Origin of the sequence: Cytobacillus purgationiresistens, from assembly GCF_030813235.1 — a bacterium.
Classification (GTDB): Bacteria; Bacillota; Bacilli; order Bacillales; family Cytobacillaceae; genus Cytobacillus; species Cytobacillus purgationiresistens.
Genome location: NZ_JAUSUB010000013.1, coordinates 117,085 through 131,049 on the forward strand (window position 1 = coordinate 117,085; position 13,965 = coordinate 131,049).

At 37.3% G+C, this 13,965-nt stretch carries 10 protein-coding genes and 2 pseudogenes; 5 read left to right on the forward strand and 7 right to left on the reverse strand.

Annotation, left to right across the window (positions count from 1 at the left end; all coding sequences use genetic code 11):
- Positions 1 to 294 precede the first annotated feature (294 nt).
- Positions 295 to 1,035 (forward strand): alpha/beta hydrolase, encoded by a 741-nt coding sequence (locus tag J2S17_RS15325; protein ID WP_307476300.1) that lies wholly within the window; start codon positions 295 to 297, stop codon positions 1,033 to 1,035.
- A 99-nt stretch (positions 1,036 to 1,134) separates the two neighbouring features.
- Here J2S17_RS15325 and J2S17_RS15330 read toward each other — a convergent pair.
- The 7 genes and pseudogenes from J2S17_RS15330 to J2S17_RS15360 all read right to left on the reverse strand — a co-directional run.
- Positions 1,135 to 2,003, reverse strand: a pseudogene (locus J2S17_RS15330) (aminotransferase-like domain-containing protein); the annotation flags it as partial.
- Positions 2,004 to 2,007: 4 nt separating this feature from the next.
- Positions 2,008 to 3,939 (reverse strand): FtsX-like permease family protein, encoded by a 1,932-nt coding sequence (locus J2S17_RS15335; protein ID WP_307476301.1) that lies wholly within the window; start codon positions 3,937 to 3,939, stop codon positions 2,008 to 2,010.
- Entirely contained in the window at positions 3,926 to 4,711 is a 786-nt protein-coding gene (locus tag J2S17_RS15340; RefSeq protein ID WP_307476303.1) for an ABC transporter ATP-binding protein, read from the reverse strand. Before J2S17_RS15340 ends, J2S17_RS15335 begins: the two co-directional genes overlap by 14 nt.
- A gap of 175 nt (positions 4,712 to 4,886) precedes the next feature.
- Positions 4,887 to 5,921 carry a sensor histidine kinase gene (locus J2S17_RS15345; protein ID WP_307476305.1) on the reverse strand — a complete coding sequence of 345 codons (1,035 nt, stop codon included), beginning with the start codon at positions 5,919 to 5,921 and terminating at the stop codon, positions 4,887 to 4,889.
- A gap of 36 nt (positions 5,922 to 5,957) precedes the next feature.
- Positions 5,958 to 6,641, reverse strand: a complete 684-nt coding sequence (locus J2S17_RS15350; protein WP_307476307.1) for a response regulator transcription factor — start codon at positions 6,639 to 6,641, stop codon at positions 5,958 to 5,960.
- Positions 6,642 to 6,823: 182 nt separating this feature from the next.
- Positions 6,824 to 7,240 (reverse strand): annotated as a pseudogene (locus J2S17_RS15355) (recombinase family protein); the annotation flags it as partial.
- Positions 7,241 to 8,087: 847 nt separating this feature from the next.
- A complete protein-coding gene (locus J2S17_RS15360) occupies positions 8,088 to 9,221 on the reverse strand; it encodes a tyrosine-type recombinase/integrase (protein ID WP_307476308.1) in 1,134 nt (377 codons plus the stop codon).
- A gap of 340 nt (positions 9,222 to 9,561) precedes the next feature.
- Between J2S17_RS15360 and J2S17_RS15365 the strand changes: the two genes are divergently transcribed.
- From J2S17_RS15365 to J2S17_RS15380, 4 genes are all read left to right on the forward strand, one after another.
- Complete coding sequence (locus J2S17_RS15365) at positions 9,562 to 9,699, forward strand: hypothetical protein (RefSeq protein WP_307476310.1); 138 nt, start codon at positions 9,562 to 9,564, stop codon at positions 9,697 to 9,699.
- A 175-nt stretch (positions 9,700 to 9,874) separates the two neighbouring features.
- Complete coding sequence (locus J2S17_RS15370) at positions 9,875 to 10,132, forward strand: hypothetical protein (RefSeq protein WP_307476312.1); 258 nt, start codon at positions 9,875 to 9,877, stop codon at positions 10,130 to 10,132.
- Between the two features lie 662 nt (positions 10,133 to 10,794).
- Positions 10,795 to 11,769, forward strand: coding sequence for a helix-turn-helix domain-containing protein (locus tag J2S17_RS15375; RefSeq protein WP_307476314.1), 975 nt, complete (start codon positions 10,795 to 10,797; stop codon positions 11,767 to 11,769).
- A 633-nt stretch (positions 11,770 to 12,402) separates the two neighbouring features.
- A complete protein-coding gene (locus tag J2S17_RS15380) occupies positions 12,403 to 13,482 on the forward strand; it encodes a DnaA N-terminal domain-containing protein (RefSeq protein WP_307476316.1) in 1,080 nt (359 codons plus the stop codon).
- The last annotated feature ends 483 nt before the right edge of the window (positions 13,483 to 13,965 follow it).

The following is a 13,965-nucleotide window of genomic DNA, read 5'->3' on the forward strand; positions in this document are numbered from 1 at the left end:
TTCTCAGTTGAGTCTGCTGCTACAAGGGGTCCTGCCGACAAAACGCGGATATTATACGCTAAGCAAACTTCAACCTAAAAAGTCGAATGCCCATACGCTAAGGAACCGCCTTTTTACTTTGGCTTGTTAAGCTAAAGCACACATTACTTTCAGTACACTTTTTCACAAGAAAAAATAGGTATTTAATGTTGCTTTGAAATAAAGTTTGATAAACCAACCCAAATGTTTGCAGATAAAATAAAGTATATAATACCAACTATAAAGAAATTCTGGATATATAGGGGTGTAAAATGAATGGTAAAAGTCGTTCAACCAAAGTCTTTCTTATTAAAAGGCGGGAAAAAGGCGGTTTTATTATTGCATTCCTTTACTAGCAATACGGTGGATGTGAAAAAACTAGGAAGGTACCTGAATCAAGAAAATTATACTTGTTTCGCTCCATTATATGAGGGCCACGGATTATCCAGCGAACAATTAATTCTTACGAACCCTAGTGATTGGTGGAAAAGTGTAGAAGGAGGTTACCAATTTTTAAAGAATGAGGGTTATCAAACTATTGCTGTAATTGGTGTATCATTAGGTGGCATTTTCGCTTTAAACGTAGGTCAAAAATTAAATGTTAATGGTATAGTTACGATGTCTGTTCCTTATAAGAGAGATGTAGACATGTTAAAAAGTCGTGTCCTAAAATATGCATTAACTTATAAACAATTAGAAGGAAAAGGCAAGGAGCAAATATCTCATGAATTGGATCATTTAAAAGCATCTTCATTTAATAGTTTATTACAGTTTAAGGAATACATTGACTTAACAATGGAAGGATTGTCGAGAATTGAGAAGCCTATATGTATTTTATATGGAGAATTAGATGAAGTCTTATATAAAGAAAGTGCTGATTATATCTATCAAAATGTATCTTTGGAAAGTAAAAGTGTAAAGGGTTATTCCAATTCAAGACATTTAATGACATTAGGTGAGGATCAAGAAGAAATCCAAGCTGACATTTTATCTTTCTTAAACAATTTACAATGGTGATTCTTTCAAGCACAAGAGAGAAGTAATCAAACGTAAACGGTTTGCTTATTTCTCTCTTCTTTCTAACAATCTGTTTTATTTTTCAAGGAATAACTCAATTTAAAAATTTGGCCTATTTTCACTTATTTTTTGGGATGAAATCGCAGCATGAAAGATATTACATAATGTTGTAATTCCATGTGTTAATAGTTCCTCATTTATATATGAGTAACTAATACGCAAATGATTATTTTCTTGCCCTACTGGATAACATGCTGATCCTGGTAAAAATGTTATCTGTTGTTTTTTTGCTTCTGATAAAAGAAGATGACTATCAATCCAAGAAGGCAAACTGATCCATAAATTTAATCCTCCTTCTGGTATCGTCCAAGATACACCCTCAGGAGAAAGACTTGTAAGTAAATCAAGAGCTAAATCTCTTCGGATTTTTAGAGCCGTCCTCAACTTTTTTGAGTGATCTATCATTCTTTTAGAGTTAATCAAGGGAAGAATAGCCTTTTGTGTAAGTAAAGGACTTCCTAAATCAGCATTTGCTTTTGCAGCTAATAAACGATTGAAAATAGAGCCAGAAGCTGTTAATATTCCTATTCTACAACTCGGAGCAATCGTTTTGCTCAATCCTCTTAAATAAATTACATTACCAAACTGATCCATGCTTTTAAGGGTGACAGGTGGTTTTTTTTCAAAATAAATCTCACTGCATGGATCGTCCTCCACAATAATACAATGGATACTCCCGGCTATATCAAGTAACTGCTTACGTCGTTTTAGAGACATAACAACACCTGTTGGATTATGAAATGTAGGAATCGTAAAGATAACTTTTGGTTTATGTTTTTCACACACGTTTTGGAGTATATCTTTCGCATTCCATCTTTATCAACAGGCACCGTAAGTATGGTAGCACCACTTCCCCGAAAAATATCAATTGCCCCCGGGTATGTCGGTGCTTCCATTACCACCACATCCTGGTTATGACATAGCCTTTTTTACAATGTTGCGGTAGTAGCCTATGGTAAACAGAGCGAATACAAGATAGATAACCGTGTAAATCGCCATGGCGATGGATGCCGGAAACGTGGTGTCCGACCGGATCATAAATGAAGCCGCCTCGATAGCAAAGATCGAATGCAGCATACCGATCGATAGAGGGAGAAGGAACACGATGGCCTGCTTTCGTATAATGCCTTTCATGATCATATCCACGTCAAATCCGAGCTGACGCAACGTCTTAAAGCTTTGCTTTTCCTGCTCGGCTTCGGTCATTTGCTTGAAGTACAAGATGCTGCCGGTTGAGATCAAAAAGACAAGTCCAAGGAAAGCTGCGATGAAAATGAGCAAGCCTGTCGTCTGCAGCACTACTTTGTACTGCGTATAGAAATCATACGTTAATCGTTCGTCACTGACGTATTTTGCGTTGTATAGAGAGGAAGCTATGGCGAGCTCTTCCTTGTCAGGAACTTGATACGTTTCAAAGCGAATTTTTTTATAATCGGGCGTACCGGCCATTTGTTCTGCGATCTTGTCCATCGTCGCTTCTGACACTAGCAGCTGAGTGCCGGGAGCATTTAAATTCATGATGTTCCTTTCCATCAATGTCCTCAATGTATACATAACGGTCTGTCCATGCTGCTCCAGCTCTATTTCGGTTGGATATCGCTTCGACTGCTCATCTAAGTCCCCGGCAAGTGAGGCCCCAGCATTGTACAAAATGGCTTCTCCATCTGGCGGTATGTTGAGGTCTGCGCCTGTTTGTTTAAGCTGTTCTGCCGGAAGCCATAACAAACTTTCTTCAAACTTGCGGGATTCGTCATTCGGATCAAGGATGATGCCCATCGTCAGAACCGCTTCAACGACGTGGTGTTTAACATCGATGCCTTCCTTCTCCAGCTCCTTCTTGAACGACAGCGCCTCCTGCGGCTCGTTTTCAAACATAAAATCATAAGGGAGATCACGGCGGGTCTCTTGCTCTACGGAGTAGTAGAAGGAGTAAGCCATGGAAATCATCGTGATGGTCATGGCCGACAACAACGTAATCAAGGTAAGTGAGTTGGCATTTGCTTTCGTATGGTGCATCAGCGGAGCCATCGACAGGCTGTTTGTTAAGCCCAGGTGTCCATCTTTACGTTTGCGGAACCGGTAAAAGCACCATCTGATCGTAACGCGAAACAATAAGTAAGTCCCTGCAACGATGGATCCGAGCATCAATAGTGCGTTGAGGAATAACTGTTTATTGATATGACCCGATAATTCATAGCCGTATCCAATCAGCACCAGACCGAGTAGGGCGAAAATAGCAGATGCCACCGCTTTGGGCGGCTTAGTGAGGTCAGGCCGCTTGTCAGCTTGAAACAGATTCAGAAGGGTGCTGCGATAAACCTTCAGCATCATCTGAATGGAAGTGATGACGATGATGAGAAGATAGACCATCAACGTTTTAAAAGCCGCTGGTACGGAGAAGCTGATGTCGACAATCCCTTCTAAGCCGAGCAGATTCAACAAAAACAGGACGAACAGCCTTGAAATCAACGCGCCACAAATGATCGCAGCAAGTAGTGCACCTAAGCCAAGCAGTATATTCTCGATCATTAGATATCGGGCTACCCAGCCTTTGGAAAGACCAATCAGCTGATATAGTCCGATTTCTCGACTGCGCCGACGCAGGAAAATACCGTTGGCCGAGATGGTAAAGATCCCAACGATCACAATAAGTATGACTCCCCCAATTTGAAACCCGGCAAAGAAGTCAACGCTCGGATGTGTCATATTCTGAACAGCCTGATCGTGCTGTAGTGAGGTGAAGACAAAATACAGGCTCATACTAAAGATCAGCGCAAAGAAGTACAAATAATAATGCTTCACATTTTGCCGCATGCTGCGAAGCGCTAATTCAAAAACTGTCAACATGATCGCCCCCCAGTACAGCTTGCACGTCCATAATTTCATTAAAGAAGGCATGTCTTGTTTTATCGCCGCGGTACAGCTCGGAATAAATCTTCCCGTCTCTTAAAAACACAACACGGCTGCAATAGCTGGAGGCTACCGGATCATGGGTCACCATGACAACGGTGACGCCTCGCTGCTGATTCACCTTCTCCATCACGTCCAGTAACGAGGAAGCGGATTTGGAATCCAGTGCACCGGTCGGTTCGTCTGCAAACACGATCGAAGGCTGGTGGATCAGAGCGCGCCCGGCAGCTGTCCGTTGTTTCTGGCCTCCTGATAATTCATGCGGATATTTGTGCGACAGTGCTTTAATGTCAAGCACATCGGCGATGGATGTGAACTCGCTTTCCGCTTTCCGCCTGCTCATTTTGCTAAGGGAGATGGGCAGCAGTATATTTTCCTTCACTGTCAACGTGTCCAGTAGATTGTAATCCTGGAAGATGAATCCCAGCTTGTTGCGACGAAAGGCGGAAAGCGCGGTATTACTTAGCTTAGAGATATCTTCGTCATCGATTAAAACCGTTCCGTCCGTTTTATAATCAATCGTGGCTAAGACGTTAAGCAATGTCGTCTTGCCTGAGCCGGAAGGGCCCATAATGCCGACAAATTCACTGCGGGTGACGCGTAAATCTATTCCTTTTAATACATGCTGTGTATTTCCTTTGGTACCAAATGTTTTGTGGACATTTCGTGCTTGTAAAACGGTTTCTCCTACATTCAACTGATTCATAACGTACCTCCAAATCATAATTGTTGCTTGATGATAGCTTTATTATAAAGTTGGATTTTCCGCTTGTCGTACGTTTTACATGACGATCTGGCAAGACAACGTGACAATATTGTCAGGTTCACTATTCCACACCAAAAAACAGCCAGGAGCAACCCTGACTGCTTCATACTGGATATTACTCGCCCGCCCCTCTTCGGACAGCTTCGAATGCGTTGGGATTGACGAAAATCATTCGCATCACCGTACCTTTCGTTTGACCGGATTGCACTTTGAGGGTAATTCCTAATTTATCTGCAACGGTTTTTGCAAGATAGAGCCCAAGTCCGGTCGCTGCGTTGTGAATCCTGCCGTTTTCGCCCGTGAAGCCTTTGTCAAAGATACGCGGCAATTCGTGCGGCTGTATTCCCGGTCCTTCATCGATGACATCCAAAAAGACTTGGCCTGTCTCCGTTACATCCGTCACGATCATAAGTGCCGTATTCGCAGGATTATATTTCACGGCATTCGTCAACAGTTGCCGAAGGATGAAGCGGCACCATTTTCGGTCTGTAATGGCCTTTACATCCGTTCCTTCGATCCTGACCGCCAGATTTTTTTCCATACACCATGGCGCCAGCTCCCGTACTTCTTCCGCGGCAAGGCGCTGTATGGAGGCCAATTCAAGAACATAGTCCGATTCGATCGCGGGCAGACGTGTCATATGCAGCTGACGGTCGACCAACAAATACACCCGCAACCATTCCGCTTCAATTTTACGTATTTCCGGATCACTTGGCAGGGCTTCCAGGATTAGCTTCATGACGGTGAGAGGAGTCTTCACCTCATGGATCCATGAGGCCGTGAATTCATTCTCGATCAGTTGATTTTCTTTATAGTCAGAAAGCTTTCGTTTGAACTGAAGGGAGGCCTCCCGCAAGATGTCGTTGGTCATCTGATCTAGGCCGTCCCCAGGCTCAGGAAGTGTCTCGATCCAGTCTAAGGCCATGTCTTCCTTCAGAGCAGCCAACGCGGCGGCATATTTTGTCTCTCTTTTGAAGCGCCATATAAAAAACAGGAGAAAGGACAGAATAAATGAGGCGTTAAAATAAAGGAGAGAAGTAGATGTGACCTGGATGCCTTGATCAAGCAGGATCAGAGCATTGGCTAAGCCGAGCAAGCCGGCAAACAGTAAAATCCAGCTTTTCCTAGCATCAACGTAACGGATAAACATAGCACGGTTCCCCCTATCAGTACATGTTCATAATCTCTATAAAGTGATGGCCATATAACCCAGCCCTTTTTTTGTCACAATAGCGTCTGCCAAATTGATCGTCTCCAGCTTCTGCCGCAAACGAGTTATATTCGCCGTGAGGGTATTGTCGTTCACGAACTGCTCGTCTTCCCACAGCTTTCGTATCAAGTCATGGCGCGAGATAATGACATTGTTCGATCTCACGAGCGTGATCAGTATAAAAAATTCGTTTTTTGTTAAATCCACTTCTTTCCCAGCGTTTCGAATTACACCTCGATTCAAATCAATCAAGGCGCCGTTCCATTCAAGAATATTCGATTGCTCTTCGCCATAAGCATATGTCCTCCGGAGAAAGGCTTGAATTTTGGCATAAAGCACGTCTGTATGAAACGGCTTCTGGATGAAGTCGTCCGCCCCCATGTTCAGCGCCATGACCATATCCATTGGGTGATCGCGGGAGGAAAGGAAAATAATGGGTATTTTGGATACAGCGCGAATCTCGCGACACCAATGAAAACCGTCAAATTTCGGGAGTATGACATCCATGATGACGAGCTGAGGCTGTTGTTCAAGAAATGAACGCATCACACCTTCAAAATCATCTGGTCTCGTGACCCGGAACGACCAAGCCTCTAGACCTTTCTTCAACGCAGCAAACAAAGCATCATCATCTTCAACAACAAATATGTTTATCTTCATCGAGCCAGCCTCCTAGTGTCGCAAATTTGACTGTTGTAAATAAAATAATTTGAGGTAACAAAGAATTACTCCTCATTAATATATCACAGATTAATGTTTCACCTATGGTGGGGGTACGGAAACGATTCGAGGATTGAAGGGTCACTATAGGAAATATTTACTTTTTAATGTGGTTAGCTTCTTTACTTCTTTTCTGCCAATTTTCTGTACAAAGCCGATCTTGACACATTTGTGATTTTACAAATTTTTTTAACAGTCATATTTCTCTCTCTGTAAAGTTCCACTGCATAGTTAATGCCTTCATGTTTCGAATGATATTTTTTTACCCGCCCCCGATATTTCCCCTCTTTTTTGGCAAGTCCTATTCCTTCACGCTGACACATTCGAATAAGATCACGTTCTAATTGATTAACGCTTCCCATGACAGTCATTAAAAACTCACTATAGGGATTGTCTTCGGATAAATCTAACCAGGTATCTTTCAAGGACTTCAAATTTGCCTTCTTTTGCTTGATGTCATCTACCAATTCAAATAAATCTCTTGTGCTCCGGGTAATCCGGGTAAGGTCTGTAACAAAAATCGTATCATCTGCCTGTAGGGGTAGCGTCACATGCCCATCAAGTTAACAATTAATAATCCCCAAAACGAAAAAAAGAGTTTTTATTTAATAAAGAAGCTCTGAAAATTTCATTTTGGGGGTAATTCTTTCCTTAGCTTGATGGGTATGCGGCAGGACCCCAAATACTATTTATTTTTAAGTGCATTGGTCAGCAGCATGAATCACCTATTTGTTGGAATAAATACTCATACTCTAGACAAATTTAGTTAATATAATAATCTTAGGAAGTTCCGAAACTCACTCCCCTTTGGAGCCAAGGGGTTGGCATGTCTGAATTTATCGTTTATGCAGGGCTTTATTATAACGCTGATGAACTAATATTTCAGACTTATCAGAACCTGACAACCGCATAAAAGTTGCGATTCTAAAGTAATTTCCTTTTCTCCTTCAGACGTGCGTCCGTATGGCACTAGGTGAATGTAAATATATGGAATTTGATTAAATGTAATTATATATTAATATAAGGTAAGAATACAAACGGTGTTATATCAAGGGTTATGAAGGTTTGCGTTAAGCAAAGGATTATGAAGTTAATTAAATACTAAATACGCCTTGGCGGCTAAGAATTTTTGAAAACTTTTGATCAAACTTTTTTACAAAGCTACAAATATCACTCATTTTTTACTTTTGTAGTATTATTGAACTATAAAGATAGGGTATCAAACTTTCAAAAGTAAATGAAAATCTAAAATCTTATAAAGGATGAAATAAATGAAATTTAATCGTATCCTGCAAAGAACCTTGAATGGGTCATAACATTCAAGGTTCTTTTGTAAATGCCAATCATTAGGGTCTAAATCATCAAGAATAACCTAGTTTCTTCTTATTATATATACTCTCCAAATATCTTAGAATCCCACCCGTGAATTGCATGATTTTCCCTTTCAAATATTTTACTTAAATAAATCATAGTTGTCTCTAACTTCTCATGGCCAAGACTTCTGCTAATATCATAGAGATCCACTCCACTTTTATGAGAAATAATTGCAAATGCATGACGGAAATGGTGGCAAGAGATATTTCTTTCATGAAGTTGGGATTTTTTTATTTCTCTCGTTAGATAATTAGAAAGATAGCTAGTTTTATATGCTTTACTTGTATTCGTTGTAAACAATGGATCCGACTTTATTGATTGATCAATCTCTTTTAGACCTCTTGCATACCTAAACATTTTAATACTATTCAATGTTTTTTCTTTAAGTGGGATTTGCCGCTTTTTATTCCCCTTACCAGTTACTACAAGATAAAACCCCTTGAGACTCGCATCATATTTAAGATCCCCCACAGTTAATTTACATAGCTCTTCATTCCTTAATCCGGTTGTAGTAAAAACATGTATCAAGGCAAAAACAATTGGATGCTGCCTATTTCTAAAGTAATCAAGCAATTGCTTTACTTCTTCTGCATCTAAATCTTTATTGGGCCGATCATCGTTATGCACAGTGGCTTCTAAAAAACCTGTATGGAGCGGCTGCTGTATATAGTTGCTTTCTAATAAGAACTTGAGAAAGCTTTTAATAATGTTAGTTTTCCTTGTAATTGTGGCTGCTGAATAATTGCCTTTAGTCATTACATGTGGACTACGTGTGACCAGCCACTCCTGGTACCGTCGTATATGTCTGGGAGAGAGTGACTTAAATAGTGATGACTCTATAATAAAATTGATATCGATATTGATCTCAGTAGAAAAAGTAAGGAGGTGTTCAATGAATAAGCTAATTTCTTTCTTATATTCGTTAATGGTCTTTTTAGATTTTTCATTCTGACTATTGATATTAGTTTTTCTAAACAAATACCACTGTAGCATTTCCAAATCCGAAAAATCCCTAAATGGATCTGCATTCAATTTTTCATTCAAATCTAATTTTTCCTGTATGTCAGTTACAGATTTTTCATTTAATTGATTTCGCCAATTTTTAATGACCTTTATATGTTTATTATTTTCTTGCAAAAAATTCATATAATTGCTCCTTCACAAGATTCTAAGTATATATAGATTTCTTTTTCTAGAAATCCACTCTAAATAAATTATAAATTTATGTAATTTTAAATTCAATTGAAAAACAAATAATTATTCATTACATAAAAAAATATTCTATTTGTTTATGTAGTTTATAATATTTATTTTTTATACTTTTATAAATATATACATTTATTATTGATAATAAGTTTATAATATAGTATTATCATACTATAAAATACCAAATTTTATATACATATATAATACTGGATTTTAAAATCTATTTTGGTTGTCAATTATATGCAAGGTAATGCTTTTAAAGAAGTAAGGAGGGTCATAGATGGACTTGAAATCAATTAATACAGAATATGAGAACATAATACTCTCAAATTATTCGGTTGATAAAAAAGCACAACTTTTGGCAGAGTTGATGTCAAAAATAGAAGGTCAATTTTCTATCCCTATGCTTAAAAATTAAGAGTGGAAAAGTAACAATAGAAAAGTTATCGCTTTGTATAGACGTTAACGAATAATAAAGTTGTTCAAAAAATATTAAAGTCATTTAAAAAATAAAATAGTTGTTTAAAACAATGGAATAAAATTAGATTGTTATACTTTTTAGTCGATAAAAAAGGTAAAAGGAGAAATTTTAGATGGATTTCATTAAGCAGTTTCTTGATTCAGAAATAATGGATTTAGAAACTTACAAGATCATTTATGATTTTATTGCATTAGATAACTTTCGCTTTGGAGAATATGAGGGAAATCAATATGTGATTAGAAAAATAAATAATAACCACATTCAGATTGAAGATGAGGTAGCAACAGAGACTACGGGCATTCCTCGTATAGAATTATATCGTCGGGGTAAACTTTTACACATTTTAGAGAATTATAAAGATACAATTTAAAAAGAAGATGGGGATGGGTTTGTACGTACAAATAATCAGAAGCAAGTTGAGGTTATTCAGCAAGTGCTTCCGGAATTTTTTGAAGCAGATTTTGATAAAAATAGGATTGTTTGGAATACCGTTAATAACGGATCTTACCAAGAAGTATGTCAATTCACTATGAGTGCTGAACGCTCTGGAGAATTTAAAAACATTATAGGATGTACTTTATCATGAGGATTTGGTGATGGCTTGTACGAAGTCTATGCAACCTATAAAGATTACGGTATTGACAATGATGCCGATGAACGCATTTCAAAAGTCAAAATTATAATGATTGAAGATTAAAGAAACTTGTTGATTATTATCAGCTGAAGCTCGCAAAATTGAAGAAAGAAACAAAGCTAATAAATGAACTTAATGATAGTCAAGTAGATGCATTGCTTTTGTTCGGAGTTTTCCTGACCTGTCATAATCGCCCTTATAAAGCAGCTTGCTTCGATCTCGTCTCCCAAAGATCTGCTCTATTTAATAGTTTTTCTACTTTTATTATCACTGTCACATTCCCCCTCCATAGCGAAACACATTGCTTATTTAGTAGATGATAACTTCATTAAGAAGCGAGTTATTTAGGAGGATAAAATTGATATTAGCTCTAAGTACTTTTGAAGGGAGGATGCCTTATGAACGACGGATATACACAAAGCGAAGTTGCTGAGATGCTGGGAGTTACTAAACAAACCGTATATCTATATGCAAAACAAAAGAAAATACTAAAAATACCTGATCCGTATAGGCTCAGAAAAGAAGTAAGATATGAAAAGCCAGAGGTAGATCGATTGTTCCAAGAGAAACAGCAGCAACCAGTGGGACTCAGGCCGGCGGAAGTAGCGAAAGCGTTGGGTGTAAATATCCAAACAATCTATAAATATATTCAGAGTGGAAGTCTAAAAGCGGCTGAAGTTCCTTATGGTGACGAAAGAATTTCATATGTGATCAGTAAAGATGACTTTGAAAGTTTCAAAAAATCCTTTCACCTAAATGAGAGCCTAACTAAAATAAGTAAAAACGAATACTATAACAGAGAAAATGACCAGTCATTATTCCAACTCTTTCAATCACAAAATATCCTGGACCTAACAGCTAGGGTTTCACAGAACGATAAGTTGGATTGGGGTTATTATATTACCCAATATCGAAAATGGGTCTCACAGGATGAAGGTAAATTTAAATATAGGTTAGATCCTCTGTATCCAATCCATAAAGATAAATTTGACTATAAAGGGTATGTCCACTTACTTATTCCCAAGGATGAGGACCATTTATACCCGTTCATCGATTTCATCTATCAAAATTGGGGAATTGAAAATGCGAGATTGAAAGAAGTGGATGAAAATATATTTTTTATCCTACAGGCAGTTGAAATAGAAGCAGCGAACATTCCTTTTAATATTTTTGAACTATCTAAGTATGTGCAGCAAGGAATCATTCTTAAAGAAAACGATCGAGTAATATTTAAAAGTGCCTACCGTAAAACATCACTTGACCTACCTATTGAACAGATACGAGCAATCAAAGAGCACGCTGAACTTAACGGTATTACCATGAGTCAATGGGTTGAAAAGGTCATTGGAGATGCCTTAAATAGTGATAAATAGGGGAGCAATTAATGTGAAAAATTCTAATGTAGTAAACCTGGTCATTTGTCATACATGCCACAGTAGAATAAAAAAGGAAGAACACTATACAGTATTCGAAAAATCAATATACTGTGATCCATGCATGGATATTTATATGGAATTAATAGGACCGGATTTCGATGTAAACAATTAAAAACGATCTTGCTTGAGGGAGCAGTTTAAAAAAGTACTGTTTCAATAAAAGGTTTAGTTGAAAAGATTAGGTTTTTTTGGTTAAATATAGATAAGTAAATATAATAGCAATGGGAGTACCCCAAGCCAAAAGCTCTTTTTCATAAGAGTTACTTTGGTTTGGGGTTTTTTCGTTTAATCTAAACCGGCCTTCTATATCCTTCTAGCATACTGGGAAAAAGTCTGCTAAAATTATAGAAATACTACAAATTAAGCTAAAAAAAGACATAAAAAAACCACCAAGATTTTACTTAATCTGATCAGTTTGGCCGCTGAATGGAAGATTAAGTAAAACGGATAAGGCGGTTGTTTCATACTTGCTTAATTACTCATATTTTAACAGTGGCGCTAATTAAATTCAAGTAAGAAATAACTGCCGATTCTAGTAATTTTAGGAGATAGAATCGGGAGGTAACATTCGTGGAAGAGTTTGAGAAGAATCTCAAAGGTAATAACGATAAGCTTGAATACTATAGAAAAGTTCAAAACGGCGAGGTTCACCCTAGAACTAAGCTGATTAAAAATTCATCTAATCAGGAACCAGATGCTAAAGTATACTATTATCCTGATCAAGATAAGGTACTTTTTTCAGAGGAAGAAGTAAAGAAGATGTCATTAGACAAATATGGTGAAAATATTCCATATATCGATGGCGAATTAACAATATTTAATAACTATTTATTCGATTTTTGGGGATATTATTTAAATGCCGAAGGCCTAGCGCTATATGGGCATTTAAAGCGGTTTGCATACGGATCTAAAGATTGGTGTTTTCCCAATTTCGAATTAATTAGTATGAAGATGGATAAGACTAGACCTACAATACATAATTTCATGGATATCCTTGAAAGATACGGATTCTCCTTTAAACTAAGTGTGATCAACCACAGTCGCTTAGGTCAAGAAGAAAGCCCGGTCTTCAAGTTACGTAAGAAGATACCGTTATTAACGGAAAAGCTCATTTATGGAGACCCTACTATTGAAATACCTGAAGATGCACCAGCCCATATAAAAAAGGCATTAAAAAAAGAGAAAACTGGATTGCCTAAACGGCTGCAAAAGGAACATGAAAAATATGTGGCCACTATGATCAACAATAATGAAAAAGTTGAGTTAGAAAAGGATATCAATTTCGAAGAGATATACCAAAGCTGGATTCAATATGGAAAAATCATTAAAAGCAAAGAAAAGATTATTAAAGCCAATCAAAAAGATATCGTAGTAACCAAAGATTATGCTGCACTAGTCAAGACAGTTAATGATGTTGAAAAGACAATCCTAAACAACCTCTTGACCTTTATAGAAAAGAAAGTAAGTAAGCCTTCTTTTGATACCTGGTTTCAAAATATCATAGTAAAGAAAAACTTAACGGACATCATAATATACTCCAATAGCCAATTCAATAAAGACTGGCTAGAAGAAAAATATGATTCTATTATTAGAGAAGCATTAGTAAACTTAGACATTGAATATGAAAATGTAGCATATGAAATTATTTAAAAAACTCTCTTTATGAGAGTTTTTTATTTTTTTTTATTTAGTCAGATTAAAGAATTTTTAATAGCCCTAAAAGATTCTTTAAGGGCGGTTAAAAATTTTTTAAGGGGGTTTATCCACAGTTTTATGGGTTGAAAATTTTTTAACGGGGTTTACGGGTTAAAAAATTTTTAAGGGGGAGGTTAAAAATTTTTTAACCGAATAAATACAAAAGGGGAATAAGATATTAATAATATATATATTTAATTAACTTTGATTCACACCCAAAAAGTACTTTCAAATTCCAAGGGGTCTTGTAGATTTGAAATAAAGTTACGATGTTTGTTAAAAAGATGCGATGTTTAAAATAAAGTCGCGATGAAATGCCCCTTTAGATTATAGTTGTCTAAAGGGGGTACAGCCAACATTTTAACGAAAATATACGCTAAGACAATTTTTGGAATATAAAAGCCGGTTTTCCTTACGCTAAAGGGGAAACCGGCTTTA

Coding starts and splice junctions, on each gene's coding strand:
- J2S17_RS15325 (WP_307476300.1), top strand. CDS start 295: ATGGTAAAAGTCGTTCAACCAAAGTCTTTCTTATTAAAAGGCGGGAAA.
- J2S17_RS15340 (WP_307476303.1), bottom strand. CDS start 4,711: ATGAATCAGTTGAATGTAGGAGAAACCGTTTTACAAGCACGAAATGTC.
- J2S17_RS15345 (WP_307476305.1), bottom strand. CDS start 5,921: ATGTTTATCCGTTACGTTGATGCTAGGAAAAGCTGGATTTTACTGTTT.
- J2S17_RS15350 (WP_307476307.1), bottom strand. CDS start 6,641: ATGAAGATAAACATATTTGTTGTTGAAGATGATGATGCTTTGTTTGCT.
- J2S17_RS15360 (WP_307476308.1), bottom strand. CDS start 9,221: ATGAATTTTTTGCAAGAAAATAATAAACATATAAAGGTCATTAAAAAT.
- J2S17_RS15365 (WP_307476310.1), top strand. CDS start 9,562: ATGGACTTGAAATCAATTAATACAGAATATGAGAACATAATACTCTCA.
- J2S17_RS15370 (WP_307476312.1), top strand. CDS start 9,875: ATGGATTTCATTAAGCAGTTTCTTGATTCAGAAATAATGGATTTAGAA.
- J2S17_RS15375 (WP_307476314.1), top strand. CDS start 10,795: ATGAACGACGGATATACACAAAGCGAAGTTGCTGAGATGCTGGGAGTT.